We start from the raw sequence: 17,685 nt of genomic DNA, 5'->3' as shown, positions 1-17,685 counted from the left end.
TAAAAGCAAACACATTTAAATGTTCTCTCAAAGATCCGCAAATTCCCACGCGCTCTGATACGCGTTCAGGCCCTCGGCGTATGCGATAAAATCCAGGTAGAATGGTAGCTGAGAAAGCGTAGCGCTGTCACCGATCACGACCAGTTTTTTTCGTGCACGCGTCATAGCAACATTCATGCGGCGTATGTCAGACAAAAACCCGATTTCGCCTTCCGGATTACTTCTGGTCATGCTAATGTAAACCACATCACGCTCTTGGCCCTGAAAACTATCAATGGTATTGACTGAAATTTTGTCCCCAAAAGCCAGCAATGCAGGACTGTGCAGCAACTGCTCTTTCAGTAAGTTAATCTGTTCTTTATAAGGAGATATAACCGCGATGGTAGGAAAATCTACAGGATTCAGTTCTGCCGCAAACTGGGTCAGATGTTTGAATAAAAATACGGCTTCTTCGGGATTAGTGGAGCTGGTACCTTCCAGTTTTTCGTCAAAACCACAGCCGGCAGTATCAATGAATGCCAGAGGAGCGTCGCCCGGGAATAGCAAATGATGCGCGACGGATTCGTGCGCCTTTAATCTATTCTGGTAAAATATTTTGGAAGAAAAACCCATGATCGCCTCATTCATCCGGTATTGCTCTTCCAGCAGGATCACCGATTCGGGATGCATTGCGGCACATTTTTCGAGTAAGGTAGTACTCAATCCATTTTTGGCGGCTTCACTCGATTTGATAGTAGGCGACAGCTGGAAATGATCACCAGCCAGCACGACTTTTTCACCTTTCAGTATCGGGATCCAGCACGCAGGTTCCAATGCCTGCCCCGCTTCGTCGACGACTACCGTTTTGTATTTCAGATTTCTGACCGTGTGATGGTTAGCCCCCACGAGCGTCGCCGTGATCACATGCGCCTTATTCAGCACATCATCGATCACATATTGCTCCATGTTACCCACCTCTTTCATAATCCTGTGGGCCTCATCGAACAACGCTTTTCGTTGGTCACGTTCGGCCTTTCCAAATTGACGCTTGTACTTGTGCGCCATGTTTTTGTACTCATTGGCCTGCTTTTTAAGCGCCTTCACATCCTTGATAGCGCTATGGCCAGCCATTTTGCTATCCAATGTAAGAGACGTAAGCCGCTCCGAAACCCGCACCGGGTTCCCTACCCTGACCACATTCAACCCTTCCTCGCTCAATTTCTCACTTAGCAAATCCACAGCCGTGTTGGAAGGTGCTACTACCAGGATTTTCTGGTGGTCAAGCTGATGCAGCGCCTTGATCGCCTGTACGAGCGTGGTCGTTTTACCGGTACCCGGGGGGCCGTGCACAATAGCCAGTTCATTGGCTGCAATGATCTTATTCACGGCTTCAAGCTGGGAGCTGTTCAGCCTCGGGATTTCAACTTTGGGTAGGTCGGGATGAAAAGTAGGTGATTTTTCGCCAGTTAACACGTTGACCAAACCTCCCTCTTTTTCATCATTTGCCAATGCAGACGCGGTTTTCAGCGCATTCTGCATTTCATCATAACTATTATCATCAAAAAGCACATCAATCCCCAACTTGCCGTCGCGCGACCATTCGGGTAATTCATCCGTCCGTAATGTAATTTTCAATCTGTTGCCGCCCTGATAAGTGACGATCCCTTCTACCCTGTCCGTTTTGGCATCATGATTACTGAAAAGTACGGCAGGCATGCCAAACCGCAGCTGATGCGGGATATCCTGGTGGGTAGTACGCTCTACTTCGACAGACAAGTAATCGCCGCGGCTCATTTCCGTGCCACGTATCGCAATGGGATACCACGAAAGTCCTTTCGCGCGGCGTTCCGACACCGACGACATTTCGGTAATTCTCAGGTAAGACCGGCGGTCTTCTTCTCTTTCTGTTTTAAGTAAATCGAGGAGCTTTTTGAAATAATCCATGCACAAAATAAGGTCAACTAATCGGATTTAATGCATCACACCAGCATCCGCGCCTTGCTGCACCTCCACTTTTTCAATGATAAAACGGCGGCCGAGCATTAAAACAATGAGCGCAAGTAAAGCTGAACCCGCCATCGCCCCCACCATGGGAACTACGGACGGCTCTTCAAATAAACTGATAGCGATCGATATCAATGTCCCCATTCCCATTTGAAAAGCACCCATTAATGCAGATGCGCTACCTGCATTTTTGGTAAATGGCGCGAGTGATAAAGCAGCGGCGTTCGGGTAAGTATAACCGACGCAACATAAAAACAGGAACAGAAATCCTACCGTGCTCAAAAGCGTCAGCAGGCCACTTAAAGCGGTAGCAAGAAATGTAAAACCGATGACTACCTGGCAAATCAAAGCCATATTGACGATCTGCTCGCTGGTATATTTCCGTAAAAACAATGTATTCAGCTGGCTTGAACCGATAAAACCAATGGAGAGGAATGCGAATATCCATCCGTACACTTTTTCGTCGGTATGGAACACTTCCATGAATACGAGCGGCGAGCCGGAAACGTAGGCGAATAATCCTGCGAATGCGATGGCGCCGGTTAACGAATAAGTATAAAACTGAGGCTCTTTTACCACTGCCAGAAAGTTGAGAATGATCGGTCGCGGTTTCAGTGACATGGTTTTATCGGGTTTGTAGCTATCAGGAAGCCATAGTGCCGTAGCAGCAAGTATAGCAACGCCCATTCCGGTGAGAATCAGGAACACGGCATGCCAGCCAAATGCAGCCGTCACGTAGCCTCCCACCGTGGGGGCGATCATTGGCGAAACGCCTACTACCAGTAAAAGCAGTGAGAAAACCTTCGCATTGTCACTAACCGGAAACAGGTCACGCACCATGGCCACGGAAGCCACCGTTGCGGCACAGCTTCCTATCGCCTGGATCACCCGCCATACGATCAGTTCGTTGATACTACCGGACATGGCACAACCAGCCGAGGCCAGAATATACACACTGAGACCAATATATAATGGCTTTTTTCTGCCAAACCGGTCAAGTAATGGGCCGTAAAGCAACTGGCCTACCGAAATTCCAATGAAAAACCCGGACAAGGAAAGCGATACTTTGGCAGCCGTAGTATGGAGATCTTTTGCAATGGCCGGAAAACCGGGGAGGTACATGTCAATTGAAAAGGGGCCTAATGCGGTTAAACTTCCCAGGATCAGGATTAAATAGAAATACGTCTTTTTTGACATCAGTGAATGCGGTGTGGATAAGGTCTGATAACGCCTAACATCGGCGGCAGGTTCGGGGAAACGGAAAATATTAACATTAAAAAAAGGCCCCGGTTTTCACCAGAGCCTCTGTATTTTCACGGCAACAGACTGATTGCTTATGCAGCAAGCCAGTTTAGTTTTTTATAAACCTCTCTCTCACTTTCACTTACCGCGTAAGGAACCTTATTTTTCAGGTAAATAATGCAACCTCTCCCTCTTTTGATCGGCGCTATTTTTACTACGTCTTGTCTGTGAATAATGATATTAATGAGCTTTTGCCCCAGCAATTTAAAAGTACCTGATTGTACCATGTCTCTGTGAATGGAAAAATGTTAAAGCTTTATGCAATTCCACTTAACGAACTTCCCGATTTCAGATACAACAAAAAGTAATCTTTTGAAATGAGGAAATAGCCGAGGTCGCTCCGATTAATTACTTGTAGAAAATCCGCCACTTCCATTTGCGCTTCCGATTCACTTTGGGCACCTGTAACTGTAAGTACGGCGCCCGGTTTTAAAGTACTGATTGCGTTGTTACCAATTGTAGCTACCATTGTTATATGGGATTAAGAGTTAGTCGTATGTGAAATTGATTTCGGGAGCATCCAATAAATAAATGTGCCAGAGTGATCAACTTCTAAACGTGTAGACTTATCCTCATCCAATGAATTAATAACTTTCGAATGAATATATAAATTCAAATGTCTGATTACAAGCATTTTGAAAAATTTATAAAAAATTTATACGGGTTATCAAAAAAATCAAATCGGGGTAGTCTCAACATGCGCTTCACTCCACAACTCTTACGTTTCATCCGCCTCGTTCTGCACTTCGGTCAAGGTTAGTTTCCCAGGGTTTTCTTTCTGCTCAATTTTGGATCAAACCAAGAGCGTTATGAAAACATATTTGCTAATACTAACCCTTTTAACCGCCAGCCTGGCCTCGGCGCAAACGCTGATCTCAGGAAAAGTGGCAGATCAGAAAGGTGGGGCGGTACCCGGAGTTAATGTTTACATCAAAGGCACTTACGACGGTACTTCTTCCGATGCCGCCGGAAATTTCTCTTTCGGTACCGGTGAGTCCGGAAAACAGCTACTTAGCGTGCAGGCATTGGGGTTCAAATCCCAGGAAATAAGTGTGGAATGCAACGGACAACCTGTCGCTCTACAAATCTCACTGGCGGAAAGCATTAACCTGCTTACCGCCGTGACCATTACTGCAGGAGCCATGGAAGCCAGCGACGAGAAGAAATCAGTCGTGCTGAAACCCATTGATATCGTGACCACCTCAGGCGCGATGGGCGATATTACGGCTGCGTTGCTCACATTACCCGGCACGTCCACAGTGGGTAACGACGGACGATTATTCGTAAGGGGCGGCGATGCTTCGGAAACCGCCATTTACATTGATGGCCTGCAAGTAGGAAATGCATTCGGCAGTACGGCATCCAATGTCCCTACCCGGACACGTTTCAGCCCCAATCTTTTCAAAGGATCGTTTTTCAGCACCGGTGGTTATTCCGCGGAATATGGTCAGGCGCTCTCCTCTGCATTGGCATTGAATACACTAGACTTGCCGCTCAGAAACCAGGGAGATGTCAGCGTGATGTCATTGGGCGGGGGTTACACACAAACTTTGGTAGGCAAGCAAAACGCAGTGACCGCCTCCGGTAACTATTACAATCTGGCGCCCTATCAAGCAGTCATAAAGCAAAACTTTGATTTTGAAAAAAGTCCTTCGAGCTGGGACACCGAAATTTCATTGAGACAAAAATGGGGAAATGCTGCCGAGGGAAAAGCAGGATTTCTGAAAGCCTATTTCCACACCGAAGGGAGCAATATGACCATCTGGCAAAAAATACCAGGCGACAATGGCCGCGGTGACCGGGTTCAGCTTAATAATCGGTACGCTTATGGAAACCTTTCATTCAAACATGCAGGCAACAAAGGCTGGTTTTACTACGGCGGACTGGCATTCTCGCATAACCGTGACGCATTGAAATTGAACCTCGACCCGATCCGCCAGATCACCCAGCTGGTTCACTCCAAAGTGGTAGCCGTCAAAGATTTCTCCCCTCAGTTTTCGCTTAAAAATGGTTTGGAATGGTATGTCAAAAGCTATTCAGAAGCATTGGTCGACGAAAACCTTAAAAGAAATTACACAGATCAGCAGGTTAACCATTTCATAGAAGCTACCTATTATTTCAGCAACCGGTTGATTATGGTCGCGGGGTTGAGAAGCGGGCATAGTTCACTGGCGAAACAAACCTGGGTAACACCGAGATTTTCAGTAGCCTACAAAATGAACAATCAGGGACAGTTTTCATTTGCAGCCGGAAAATTCAAACAACTTCCGGAAGAGAAAATCAGGATATATCAAACAGACCTAAAAAACGCAGCTGCTACACACTACATCCTTAACTACTTCATTGTCAAAAACAACCGAACATTCCGCGCTGAGTCTTTTTACAAAATATATGATAACCTTATCACGTACAAAGGTCTGGCAACCGACCCCCAAAACCTTTCCCAAAACGGGTCGGGTTATGCAAGAGGCATTGACTTCTTCTACCGCGACAGAACAAGTATCAAAAACACTGATTTCTGGGTAACTTACAGTTTTGTCGATAGCAAACGCAGCTACGCCAATTTCGATACGCAGGTTCAGCCATCATTCGCACCCAAACACAATGGTTCGGTCGTGATCAAGCATTTTGTAAGTGCATTGAAATCGCAGCTCGGAACTTCTTGGTCGTGGAACAGTGGCTATACCTACCATAACCCCAATCTTTCGGGCGAAATGCAGCAAAAAACCAGGGCATATAGTGACCTGAGCATTAGCTGGAGTTATTTGCCTCGGCCCAACATTATAATCCACGCCGCATGTTCCAATGTGCTTGGCCGGGCGAATGTATTCGGTTACCGGTATGCTTCGCAGCCTGACGAGGCCGGGTCGTTGGCAAGCCTTCCGGTGGGGCAGGGAGCTAAACGTTTTGCCTTTATCGGCTTGTTTATTACGCTTTCCAAAGACAAAGGTGCTAATCAGTTAAACAATTTATAAAAAGACTTACCAAGTCTACAAGACTTGGCAAGTCTCGTTAATTTTTTAAACCAATCAAAAACATGAAAAAGCTAACACTAATCTTCGCCGCATTATTTCTCACCATCCTGACCGTGACCGCACAAGAGTCGCCCTACCAAAAAGCGATGAAAAAAGAGATCGCGAAACTGATTGAAACTGACTCGTTGCCAGTAATGCAGCAATCTGCGAATGCATTTGCCCGCATTGCCGAACTGAATCCAAAGGAATGGCAGCCTTACTATTACCATGCATTATCCTACACTTTTCAAGGCTTGAATAACTCGCTCACCGCGGACAAAAAAGACGAAGCGCTGGCCAAAGCAGAAGATCTGGCCAAAAAAGCAGACGGCGTATCACCGAACAATTCCGAAATCGTAGCATTGCAGGGATTCATCACGATGGCGAAAGTGAGTGTCGATCCGTCCAGCCGGGGCCAAAGTTTGTCGGGCCAGGTAATGCAGGCATTTGGAAAGGCACTGGCATTGAATGACAAAAATCCGCGTGCGCTCATCTTATTGGCACAAATGGAGTATGGTATGGCCAAATTCTTCGGTTCTGGTACTGAAAAAGCCTGCGGATCGGCGAAGCAAAGTCTGGCTATATTTGCCGGGCAGGATGAGGAGGCACTAAAAGCGGCTATTCAGCCAACATGGGGTAAATTTCTCGCAGAAAAAATGGTGAAAAGCTGTCAGTAGTTCCAATTTGACCGATATTGTAGCCCTATGCTAGTCGCAACCCGAGGATCGAAAAAATTCTGGAATTTTTCCCCAGCTTTTCTGGGCATCAATCTATTGATCGCGCTGATGATCGCCCTGACTTCGTGCCCGGAATGTTTCGTCACCGGCGCTGGTTGGCGGGTTTTGATGGAAGAACTGCCGGTATCGTTTCTATTGTCGTGCACATTGAGTTACGGCGGCTTCCTGGTCGAATATTATTTTGACAAAACCATTTCCTGGATTCAGTATCCTGTTAAAAGGCTGGTTCTGGAATGCCTGTCGTACTTTTTTTATGTGTTCTGTACGAGTTTTGTGATCATATTTCTCCACGTCTACATGATCCGACAGGCATTTACATTGGACAACATACCCTGGACAGACCTCGTAAACTGGACCAAATTCCCGATGAAAATTGCTTTTGTTCTGTCATTCATCTTGATTAGCCGGTCATTTTTAATAGAATGGCGTAAGGCGGCCATTGAAACGGAGCAATTGAAAACGGAAAGGTTTGCCCAGCAATACCAGTCTTTGAAAGACCAGCTGAACCCGCATTTTCTTTTTAATTCCCTGAATGTGCTGAGCAATCTGGTTTATGAAAACCAGGATACTGCTGCCAAATTCATTCGTCAGTTGTCGGGCATCTATCGCTATGTGCTGGAAGTACAGCAAGAGGAGCTGGTTACCTTGCAGCAGGAGCTGAACTTTGCGAATAACTATCTTTCCTTACAAAAAATCCGGTTTGAAGATGGTTTGCAGTATCACATTCAAGTGGATCAGGCGCAGCCTGGTTTTCTGCCTCCACTCTCATTGCAATTGCTGCTTGAAAACGCGATCAAACACAACATTGCCTCTACGGAACACCCATTAAAAATTGATATTACTTTGAATGGCAATGCATTGATAGTTACAAATAATCTGCAATTAAAGAGCAGTATGCCGGACGAATCCACGGGAGTGGGGCTTTCGAATATTAGCAAAAGATACGAATTGTTGAGCGCCGAAAACATTTCCGTAGATCATTCCGGCGACTCATTTATCGTGAAATTGCCTCTGTTAAAAATATGAAAATCCTCGTCATTGAAGATGAAAAACCCGCTGCCCGGCGCCTCATCCAGCTCATTCAAGAGCGGATGCCAGACGCCGAAATTTATGATAGCATTGATACGGTAACCGCCGCCGTGACGTGGCTGAAAAATAATCCCGAGCCGGAACTGATATTTCTGGACATTCAACTGGCGGATGGCATTAGCTTCGAGATATTTGAAAAAGTAAAGGTTACAGCGCCCATTATTTTCTGCACAGCCTACGACCAGTACGCGATCAAGGCTTTTAAGCTGAATAGCATTGACTACCTCCTCAAACCCGTCGATCCGGAAGAGCTTACCAATGCACTCGAAAAATTCAAGACGGCACGGAAAGAGCCTGCCATATCATTAGAACAGATTCGTAGCCTCATTAAACCCGCCTCAAAACCTTTCAAAACCAGATTCCTCGTCAAGATCGGTGAACGCATCCAGACCGTTGACGTACAGGATATTGGGTTCTTTTACAGCGAGGACAAAGTCACGTTCCTGCAAACACGCGCGGGGAAAAAGTACATCATCGACTACACATTAGACGAGCTCGAAGAAATGCTATCGCCTGATACTTTCTTTCGCTTAAACCGAAAATACATCAGTGCCATTTCAGCGATCAAAGATGTGTTCACTTACTCCAACAGCCGCCTGAAAATCCACCTCGAAAATTGTATGGATAATGACATTCTGATCAGTAGGGAGAAAATGGGGGTTTTTAAGAGTTGGCTTGGGCAATAATTTTTGCCACGAATGCACGAATAAGCACGAATGTTCATATCGCTTATTTGTGAACATTAGTGTATTCGTGGCAACTAAGGCACAGATTTTTAAGCTAATATCTTTCTAAATCTATTATTGATTTTTTCAAAAGAAAGATATGAGAGCAATCTGGTCCGGGGCCATAGGATTTGGCCTGGTAAATATCCCCGTCAAACTTTTTAGTGCAACACAGGGCAGCGAGCTGGACCTGGACATGCTGGACAAAAAAGACCACGCTAACATTCATTTTCAGCGGGTTAATGCAAATACCGGCAAAGAAGTGAAGTGGGAAAACATTGTCCGTGGCTACAAGCTCGAGGATAATTATGTGGTTTTGGATGAAGGTGATTTTGAAAAAGCCAGCCCTGAAAAAAGCAAGATCATCGAGATCGCCGAGTTCGTCAATGAAAAAGACATTGACAGCATTTACTACGAAACCCCTTATTACTTGCAACCCGATAAGTCAGGAGGTAAACCTTATGCATTACTACGCGATGCGCTAAAAAAAACCGGAAAAGCCGGATTAGGAACATACGTTCTGCGTAACCGCGAGAGTCTGGTACTTATCAAACCGCAGGGCGATCTGTTGATATTGAACAAGATCAGGTTTCAGGAGGAAATACGCGATACAGAAGAACTCGTGGTACCCAATGTTACAATCAAACCGGCCGAAATGACGATGGCCGTGCAGTTGATCGAGCAGCTTACCACCGATTTCGACATTTCCCGATACAAGGATACTTACAATGAAAAGTTACTGGAACTGATCATGGCCAAAGCCAAAGGCAAAAAACCAGCCGCTGCGAAAATGACGGTCGTACATTCGAAAAGCAAGGATCTGATGGCGCAGCTGAAAGAGAGTCTTAGCGCTCCAAAACGCAAAGCATCATGAAAAAGCACGCAGAACTGACGCATTTAGACAAAATATACTGGCCGGGCGAAAAAATCACCAAAGGCGACCTGCTGGAATATTATAGCAAAATCGCCCCGTACATTCTTCCCTACCTGAAAAACCGTGCATTGTCGTTGCGCAGGCAACCCAACGGCATTACTGAGCCAGGCTTTTTTCAGAAAGATGCCGGTGACCATGTCCCCGATTGGATCAAAACCGTTGAGATACATGCGGAGTCCACAGACAAAATGGTGAATTACTTTGTCTGCAACGACCTGGAAAGCCTGCTATACATTGCCAACCTCGGCTGCATTGAAATGAACCCGTGGAACTCGACTATCGACAAGCTGGACAATCCCGATTACATTGTGATGGACATTGATCCGTCGGATAAAAATACATTCGATGAGGTGATTGAAGTTGCGCTGGTGATCAAAGACATAATCGACAAAACCGGTATGGTAGGTTATTGCAAAACTTCCGGTTCCAGCGGTTTGCACATTTACATTCCTTTCAAGAAAAAATACACCTACGACGAAAGCCGCGATTTTGCCGAGATAATGGCAACTATGGTAACTGATAAATTACCAGGGCTCACTACACTGGAAAGATCGCTCTCAAAACGTAAGAAAAATCAGATCTACGTCGATTACCTGCAAAACATGATCGGGCAGACGCTAGCATCCGCATATAGCGTACGCCCGAAGCCAGGCGCGACTGTCTCCGCACCGCTCGAATGGCACGAGGTAAAACCCGGGCTGACTCCCCAAGATTTCAACATTGAAAATATCTTTAAAAGGCTGGAAGAGAAGGGAGATCTTTTTAAAGGAGTGCTGGGAAAAGGTGTGGACATGCACAAAGCGCTACAAAAGATGGAGTCTTTGCATGATAAATGATCCTGCGGCTTTAAAAATACATTAGGAGTTGTTTCGAAGTAATAGTTACTTTATTACTTCAACCATACTCTATTCTTATGCATTTGTTTAAAACCATAAAACCCCTAAATCTGGCCTTCAACGCACTTTTGATCCTGGCACCGACCATCTTTGCGATCAGCTGCAAGTCAGAAGAGAAAAAAGAAGAGGTCCATGAAACCGTCGCGAAATCTGTTGTGATTGGCTATGTAGGTGGATTTCATGGCTTGCTCAATACCGAGCGGATCGAAGCCAAAAAACTGACGCACATCAATTATGCTTTCGTGAATGTGCAGGGCGGCAAAGCTTTTTTGACCAATGAAAAAACGGATTCAACCAATTTCCGGAAGTTAAATCTGCTGAAAACCCAAAATCCTGATCTGAAAATCCTGATCTCGATCGGCGGCTGGGCATGGAGCGAAAACTTCTCCGACGCCGTGCTCACCGACGAATCCAGAAAGATATTCGCGAAAAGCTCGGTAGATATCATTAAAAAATACGGTCTCGACGGTGTGGATATCGATTGGGAATATCCGGGCATGATGGGTGAGGAAGGCAATGTGTTCCGTCCGGAAGACAAGCAAAACTTTACATTAATGTTCAAAGCGATCCGCGAAGAGCTGGATTTGCTGGAAAAGGAGGCTGGTAAGGAGAAATTGCTGACTACTGCCGTTCCAGGATTTGTCGAGTTCCTGAGTGTCGTCGAAATGGGCAAGGCGCAGGAATTTCTGGATTATGTTAACCTAATGACCTATGACTTGTTCCAAGGCGATACCGTTGTTCACCATGCAAGTTTATATCCTTCTGATATTTATAAAACCACGAAATCAGGCGATAGTGCATTCAAGGCATTTACTGCCGCCGGCGTTCCAGCTGGTAAATTGGTCATGGGACTACCTTTCTACGGACGCATGTTTACGGTAGCGAAATTGGAAAAAGGCTTGGGACAGAAACAAACTGCCCAGGAATATCTTGATGGATACACTTACATTAAAGACAGTTTGGTCAACAAAAAAGGCTTCAAAGTGTACCGCGATGAGGTAGCCAAAGCGCCGTATTTGCTCAATGCTACTACCGGCCAGGTGCTGAGCTATGATGACGAAGAATCGGTGCGAGAGAAATGTAAATATGTCCTGGATAAGAAAATGGGCGGCGTGATGTTCTGGGAATATGATTCTGATCCCAAACATTACCTGCTGGACGAAATAGACAAGTCATTAAAATAGCCGCCATTCATCTACCTCATGATAGCCTTCGGTTAATTCCCCTGTCCGGAAAAGATTAACATATTCATGCGCTTTTCGGGTAGGCTCGGGTAACCGGTGCTTACCCACGCAACGGAGCGCAATGTCCAGGCTATCCTGCAAGCTCATATGATTTCCGGGAGAAATGAAAACCGGCTTTACACGATCTTTGCTTCTCAATGCGAAACCAATGGTATCGCCCTGGTCGGTAACTGCTGAATACTGGCCTTTAGTTTCTCCCGGATCTGTGAAATTCCCTGCCAGTTTCTTTTTCGCGCATCCCATCGTGACGGAATCTGTCAATACCCCGAAATGGGAAGCGATCCCCATTCTTCTTTTGTGTAAGATCCCGTTTCCGTCGAACATAATCACGTCGGGTTTTACCGGAATCTGTTCAAATGCTTTGAGTATGGACGGTATTTCCCGGAACGCCAGGTAACCGGGTATGTATGGAAATGTTGTATTTCCTTTTACCAGTGAGTAAGCAATGACCCGTAGTTCGGGATATGAGAGGATTATAATTCCTGCATAAACCGTTTCATCATAAAGTGTTAGTGAAATATCAGCCCCGGCGATCGTTCTGATTGGTTTTTGCAGCGGATTTAAATTCAACTGCTTTTTTAAACTTTCCTGAATGAGCTTAGCTTCCGAAATGGTCAACTGACCGTAATTGGACTCTGATGTTGCGGGCATTTCGTTTGTGATGATTGGCATGATATTTCGTATTGACATAGTTGATATGTACTAACTAAAAAACCAAGCCATCCTCATGGAACAAGTCACCGTTAAACGCAAATGGGCCAACTGGAAATTCATTGCATTCGTATTGATCCTCATCGCGATATTTATCAAATTTTTCGTTTTAAATGAAAGAGATGAAAACGCAACGGTAGTGGTGGAGCTGGATCTGGCACAAGTGGCATTCCGAAATCAGAAAGAAGTAGAGGCCGTGCTAGGCAAAGGAAAACTGGACAGCTACTATAAAGATGCAAAAGCGGGATGCGATAAATGTCCGAAGATGATTTATCGAGACGGCAAAATTGAGATTATTTTTATCAACGAAATCGCCGACCGTATTACCCTCAAAAATCTCAAAGACTTCGAATTCGACAATAGGGTGATTCTTGGCCTGCTGAATTTGAAAGAAAACATCAATCCCAACATCGACGAAGACGGTCTGAAAAGGTGGGATAATTATGAAAAATACTCCCAGATCGCAGCGTTCTCGTCTGGTAACAACATGGATTACATTTTGATAAAAAGTAAAACCGAATAACCAGTCGCGCTGACTTACTTTTTTCTACCGAGTTGGCTCAGGATGAAATAACCAAGTATCCCCGACAGAACTGATCCCGTCAGGATCGAGAACTTCGCTTCTGACAGGATCAGTTCTGAGCCCGGAAATGATAGCAAAGCGACAAAAACGGACATGGTAAACCCGATCCCGCCCAGCATCCCTATTCCAACAATATGCGCCCAGCCAGCGCCCGCAGGCCGCACACTGATCCCCATCTTCACCGTTACCCACGACAGGATACTGATCCCGAGCGGCTTTCCGATCACGAGACCCAGAATGATCCCCAGCCCCAGACTGGTGGTCAGCCCGTCGAGCATTTCAGGCACAAAATGAATGTTGGTGTTGGCCAATGCAAAGAGCGGCATGATCACGAAGTTCACAGGATTGACCAGGAAGTGTTCCAGCTTTTCCAATGGAGATTCATCAGCGGTTTCATTAGTAGGAATCGCAAATGCGGTCAGCACCCCGGCTATCGTCGCATGTACACCTGAATGGTGGATAAAATACCAGATAAAGGCTCCCGGAATCAAATAAGCGAAAAGGCTTTTGACACCAAATTTGTTCAGCAACAGCAGTAATGCAAAAATTCCTCCTGCATACAGCAGGTACATATAATGCAGATCCGAGGAGTAAAACACGGCTATCACCAAAATCGCCATCAGGTCGTCTACTATCGCTAGTGCGGCAAGGAATATTTTTAGGGACGCTGGTACCCATTTCCCCAGCATGGTGATGACAGCCAGCGCAAATGCGATATCAGTAGCCATCGGAATCCCCCAGCCAGCTGCGGTTTCAGTGTTTTGGTTCAAAACAAAATAGATCGTCGCCGGCGCTATGACACCTCCTAATGCAGCAAAAATGGGCAGTGCAGCCTTTTTAAAAGACGACAACTCTCCTTCCACCAACTCTCTCTTGATTTCCAACCCTACAAGCAGAAAAAATATCGCCATTAACCCATCATTGATCCATAATAAGATTGGATACCTCAGGTGAATGCTATCCGTGTCGAAGCCGAGGTTTACGCTCAGCAGTTTTTCAAATCCAGGGCCGAGCGAGGTGTTGGCGATGATGAGAGAAATTACTACACAAACGATCAGAATGACTCCCCCCAGGGATTCCGATTGTAAAAATTCACGAAAGGGTTGTAGGTTGATCGATTTAGCCATGCAGGCAATTTAACAAAAAGAAATAAATGTGTTTTAGTAAATTATTGCACTTTTCAAATAACATTCATACATTTTACTGATTTGCACAAAATCAATATTACCCAATAAAACAAAATTCAAAAATACGCTTAAATTGCTCATCATCAATATTAACCACTCATAATACCGTTAGCTCACTTATTAAAAAAACGTGATGTATTCTCGAACAGCACACTTACATTTGTACAGTCAAATAAGACAAAGACAAGAAAAACACATTCAGCTATGAAAAATTCAATCACATCATTCGTTTGCGCAATGGCGCTCAGCACCTCGTTAGTATTCGGTAATCATATAGACGATAAAGCAAAAATGTCCGCTAAAATTTCCCTGCCAGCAACAACGCCAGCATTGGAAACACCGGCACCACAGATTGCCAAAACAGAAAACAATTTCAACAAATACACTCCTGCACAAAAAGCTGCTATTGTTGAGCTTAAAGTTGCAAAATAATAAAGTAGAAGAATTATTAAGGTGAAAAATTGAGATTAAAGAGGAGGCCGTTTGGTCTCCTTTTTTTGTGAACTCAAATTGCGGCCAGCGCCGAATCGGTTGGTTTTTCGTTCTGGTTTGCCCGGTACCTTTCGAGATAAATGTTAGAGAACACCAGCAACAGGAATCCCAAAAACAATTGAATGTATGTAAACTGCATCAGTACTTTGGACCAACTGAAATCCTTCATGAAGAATTCTTTGTAAAGCAGCAGCCCTACGCTACCCAGATACCCGATACTTTCGCAGATATATACGAAATACCCGGCATTCGCCTTGATCCGGTAAAGCGCGATCATCCGTTCGAAAACGACGGTTTGCAGTACTGTGTAAGCCAGAAATGTCCCCAGCCCCACCATCAGCATCCAGTAAAAACCATTGATCACATTCCCCTGAAACAGGAATGTCCCAAGGCCCATGAGCAGAATCGACGAAAAGAGAATGAGGTTCGTGAGCCGGAAACCGATCACATTGTCACGAACAAAAGCCAGGCTTCCGATGATGACGAGAACGACAATTCCGGTGATCATTTCGGTGGTAGTGAGCACGCTGCTACCCCAGTTCATATCAATCTCATTCCAGATCTCGATGGTGAAATTATCCCGGAAGTCGCGGACCACGACGAGCATGGCATAGAAAATAACAAGGCAGACGATCGGAAAGCCAAACTGTTTCATAGCGAGCCGCTTATCCTCTTTGGTCATAGGCACGCGCTCCGTCCTGAGAGCAATGTCTTCGGCGGTAGGCGCAGGGATGACCGAGAGCATCCACACGAACAATAAAAAGAATGGCAGGAACAATGCGCCCATAAAAAAAGGCATCCAGAATTCTGAGATGCCCGGCAATACGCGGTGAATTTCAATGTAAAATGTCTTCAAAATACCGGAAGCGACTACCACACTGATATTGAGCCCCATAGCCAGCATTTCGGTAAAGCGCCGCCCTTCCAGAAAACTAAACACGACCCCGTACACCATTCCCAGCGGAAGCCCATTGATAAACAGGAAAACGAAATTATAAGGGTAAGGAACAAGCCCGAAAAATAGCAATGCAACCTCAGCCACCAGAATAAGGCCCACGATCAGCTTAATCCTGGAACTGTGTTTGAGTTCAGAAATAACTTTGATACCTGCAAATTTGGAAAGCGTGTAACCTGCGACCTGCGAAATGATCAGGATCGCTTTGTAGCTTACGTCCCACAGTTCCAGCCCCTGATAGAGGCCGGCATTGAAAGGCTTTCTGAATGCGTACATACAAAAGTAGGTACCAAAGGACGCAATGACTGCCCAGGCAATAAACAGCGAATTAGAACGCAACAGCGCTTCTTTCAAACGCATAACCAAGATTTTTAGGAGTGTTAAACAAAGACCGAGGCCGTCTCAATGGCATGCTCCACGATCTGCAAGGCTTCCGTCAATTGTTCCCGGCTGATGATCAGCGGCGGCGACAATTGCAATACATTACCTTGCGAAACTTTGAAGCTCAGACCGTTTTTCAGGCACTCGTACATCACTATTTCTGCTTCTTTAACGGCTTTTTCCTTGGTGTCCCTGTTTGTTACTAACTCAATCCCCCACAATAATCCTACGCCTCTGATATCTCCGATCAACGGAAATTTATCTTTCATTTTATTCAATTCTTCCGCCATGAACAACGCATCCTCCTGCACTTTTTGCAGAATATGGTTTTGCTCGATATATTCCAGCATAGCCAATGCAGCCACACTTCCGAGCGGACTTTTCTCATGCGTAAAATGACCCAGCGAAACGCTCTGGGCAATGTTATAGGCGTCCCTGGCAACGATAGCCGCCATAGGCATTACGCCGCCGCCCAGGCCTTTTCCCAGACAAATAATGTCTGGCTCGATCGGATAATGCTCAAAGGCGAACATTTTGCCCGTCCGGCCGAAAGCAATCGGAATTTCGTCCAGAATAAGCAATACCTGATGCTTTTTACAAATCTCCTGTACGCGTATCCAGTACGCTTGTGAAGGAATTTGCACGTCGGTATTCCTGATGGTTTCAATGATAAAAGCACCGATATCGCCTTCCTTTTCAATGACATATTCCAGGTAGTCCGCATAAGCCAGGTCACTATTTCCCGCTGCAGCAAAAGGCCCGCGGTAGGTCATAGGAGGCGGAATGCGTTCAACGCCGGGCATTAATGCGCCCATATCTTTCCTGAAATCCAGCTCACCACCAGCCGAAATAGCATCCAGCGATGCGCCGTGAAATGAATCCCATAGTGAAATCACTTTATGACGCCCAGTCACGATCCGGGCCAGTTTCAGCGCCATACTGATCGCCGAAGTACCTCCCGGCGCAAATAACACACGGTTCAGGTCCCCGGGTAGGAGGCTCCCCAATTTTTTGGCCAGCCCGATCGCCGGAATATTGGTATATCGCCTCGGTGAAAAAGGAAGGATATCCAGCTGTTCTTTTATTTTTTCAATGATATAGGGATTCCGGTAACCGAGCTGATGCACATTGTTACCATGAAAATCCATGTACCGCTTTCCCTGTAAATCTGTGAGGTAAATGCCTTCACATTCAACCAGCACGTCGAGGCACGGTGTGGAAAGCGACTGGTGCAAAAAGTACTCGGAATCTTCATGCAGGTAACCCGTTGTTTCCGGGTCGCTGATGACCGTGTACCAATCGCGCCTGGCAGATGATAGATTAATGTCGCCTTCGGTTCTGTTATGTACTTCTGCCATTGTATCTATTTTACAAACAGTTTGTCTGCCGGAATCAGTTGTTTGGTCACGCCCGGGCCTTTGTAAAAAGCATCGAGCCAGAACCCGCCGCCAT

17 protein-coding genes are annotated in these 17,685 nt (G+C 45.7%); 9 read left to right on the top strand and 8 right to left on the bottom strand.

What is annotated here, in order from left to right:
* Positions 1-27 precede the first annotated feature (27 nt).
* The 4 genes from ABIO93_RS22450 to ABIO93_RS22435 form a co-directional block, all read right to left on the bottom strand.
* On the bottom strand, positions 28-1,923 hold the full coding sequence (locus ABIO93_RS22450) for an AAA domain-containing protein (protein WP_348071845.1): 1,896 nt from the start codon (positions 1,921-1,923) through the stop codon (positions 28-30).
* Between the two features lie 27 nt (positions 1,924-1,950).
* Positions 1,951-3,180, bottom strand: coding sequence for a multidrug effflux MFS transporter (locus tag ABIO93_RS22445; RefSeq protein WP_348071843.1), 1,230 nt, complete (start codon positions 3,178-3,180; stop codon positions 1,951-1,953).
* 137 nt (positions 3,181-3,317) lie between these two features.
* The gene (locus ABIO93_RS22440; RefSeq protein WP_348071841.1) at positions 3,318-3,512 is read right to left on the bottom strand and encodes a hypothetical protein; all 195 of its coding nucleotides are present in this window, start codon (positions 3,510-3,512) and stop codon (positions 3,318-3,320) included.
* Positions 3,513-3,541: 29 nt separating this feature from the next.
* Entirely contained in the window at positions 3,542-3,754 is a 213-nt protein-coding gene (locus ABIO93_RS22435; RefSeq protein ID WP_348071839.1) for a hypothetical protein, read from the bottom strand.
* A gap of 340 nt (positions 3,755-4,094) precedes the next feature.
* On the opposite strand from ABIO93_RS22435, the gene ABIO93_RS22430 reads away from it, so the two are divergent.
* From ABIO93_RS22430 to ABIO93_RS22400, 7 genes are all read left to right on the top strand, one after another.
* Positions 4,095-6,260 (top strand): TonB-dependent receptor, encoded by a 2,166-nt coding sequence (locus ABIO93_RS22430; protein WP_348071837.1) that lies wholly within the window; start codon positions 4,095-4,097, stop codon positions 6,258-6,260.
* A 62-nt stretch (positions 6,261-6,322) separates the two neighbouring features.
* Positions 6,323-6,976 carry a hypothetical protein gene (locus tag ABIO93_RS22425; protein ID WP_348071835.1) on the top strand — a complete coding sequence of 218 codons (654 nt, stop codon included), beginning with the start codon at positions 6,323-6,325 and terminating at the stop codon, positions 6,974-6,976.
* Positions 6,977-7,003: 27 nt separating this feature from the next.
* A complete protein-coding gene (locus ABIO93_RS22420; RefSeq protein WP_348071833.1) occupies positions 7,004-8,062 on the top strand; it encodes a histidine kinase in 1,059 nt (352 codons plus the stop codon).
* Positions 8,059-8,811 carry a LytTR family DNA-binding domain-containing protein gene (locus tag ABIO93_RS22415; RefSeq protein ID WP_348071831.1) on the top strand — a complete coding sequence of 251 codons (753 nt, stop codon included), beginning with the start codon at positions 8,059-8,061 and terminating at the stop codon, positions 8,809-8,811. Before ABIO93_RS22420 ends, ABIO93_RS22415 begins: the two co-directional genes overlap by 4 nt.
* Before the next feature lie 139 nt (positions 8,812-8,950).
* The gene (locus ABIO93_RS22410) at positions 8,951-9,724 is read left to right on the top strand and encodes a Ku protein (RefSeq protein ID WP_348071829.1); all 774 of its coding nucleotides are present in this window, start codon (positions 8,951-8,953) and stop codon (positions 9,722-9,724) included.
* Positions 9,721-10,620, top strand: coding sequence for a non-homologous end-joining DNA ligase (ligD, locus tag ABIO93_RS22405; RefSeq protein WP_348071827.1), 900 nt, complete (start codon positions 9,721-9,723; stop codon positions 10,618-10,620). The genes ABIO93_RS22410 and ligD overlap by 4 nt, the downstream gene beginning before the upstream one ends.
* Positions 10,621-10,697: 77 nt before the next feature.
* On the top strand, positions 10,698-11,864 hold the full coding sequence (locus tag ABIO93_RS22400) for a glycoside hydrolase family 18 protein (RefSeq protein WP_348071825.1): 1,167 nt from the start codon (positions 10,698-10,700) through the stop codon (positions 11,862-11,864).
* Here the strand turns inward: ABIO93_RS22400 and nfi are convergent.
* Positions 11,856-12,596: a deoxyribonuclease V gene (nfi, locus tag ABIO93_RS22395; RefSeq protein ID WP_348071823.1), complete on the bottom strand. Its 741-nt coding sequence runs from the start codon at positions 12,594-12,596 to the stop codon at positions 11,856-11,858. The two genes, ABIO93_RS22400 and nfi, sit on opposite strands and share 9 nt — an antisense overlap.
* A gap of 55 nt (positions 12,597-12,651) precedes the next feature.
* On the opposite strand from nfi, the gene ABIO93_RS22390 reads away from it, so the two are divergent.
* Positions 12,652-13,158 (top strand): hypothetical protein, encoded by a 507-nt coding sequence (locus ABIO93_RS22390; protein WP_348071821.1) that lies wholly within the window; start codon positions 12,652-12,654, stop codon positions 13,156-13,158.
* A 14-nt stretch (positions 13,159-13,172) separates the two neighbouring features.
* Here the strand turns inward: ABIO93_RS22390 and nhaA are convergent, their stop codons facing one another.
* Positions 13,173-14,345, bottom strand: coding sequence for a Na+/H+ antiporter NhaA (nhaA, locus tag ABIO93_RS22385; RefSeq protein WP_348071819.1), 1,173 nt, complete (start codon positions 14,343-14,345; stop codon positions 13,173-13,175).
* 264 nt (positions 14,346-14,609) lie between these two features.
* Here nhaA and ABIO93_RS22380 point away from each other — a divergent pair, with 264 nt between their 5' ends.
* Positions 14,610-14,837 (top strand): hypothetical protein, encoded by a 228-nt coding sequence (locus ABIO93_RS22380; RefSeq protein WP_348071817.1) that lies wholly within the window; start codon positions 14,610-14,612, stop codon positions 14,835-14,837.
* A 73-nt stretch (positions 14,838-14,910) separates the two neighbouring features.
* On the opposite strand, the gene ABIO93_RS22375 is transcribed toward ABIO93_RS22380, so the two are convergent.
* The gene (locus ABIO93_RS22375; RefSeq protein ID WP_348071815.1) at positions 14,911-16,212 is read right to left on the bottom strand and encodes a DUF5690 family protein; all 1,302 of its coding nucleotides are present in this window, start codon (positions 16,210-16,212) and stop codon (positions 14,911-14,913) included.
* 20 nt (positions 16,213-16,232) lie between these two features.
* Positions 16,233-17,591, bottom strand: coding sequence for an aspartate aminotransferase family protein (locus tag ABIO93_RS22370; RefSeq protein ID WP_348071813.1), 1,359 nt, complete (start codon positions 17,589-17,591; stop codon positions 16,233-16,235).
* Positions 17,592-17,685: the final 94 nt, after the last annotated feature.

It is taken from the genome of Dyadobacter sp. (genome assembly GCF_039919315.1).
Lineage (GTDB): Bacteria > Bacteroidota > Bacteroidia > Cytophagales > Spirosomataceae > Dyadobacter.
This window is presented reverse-complemented; position numbering and strand designations above follow the sequence as displayed.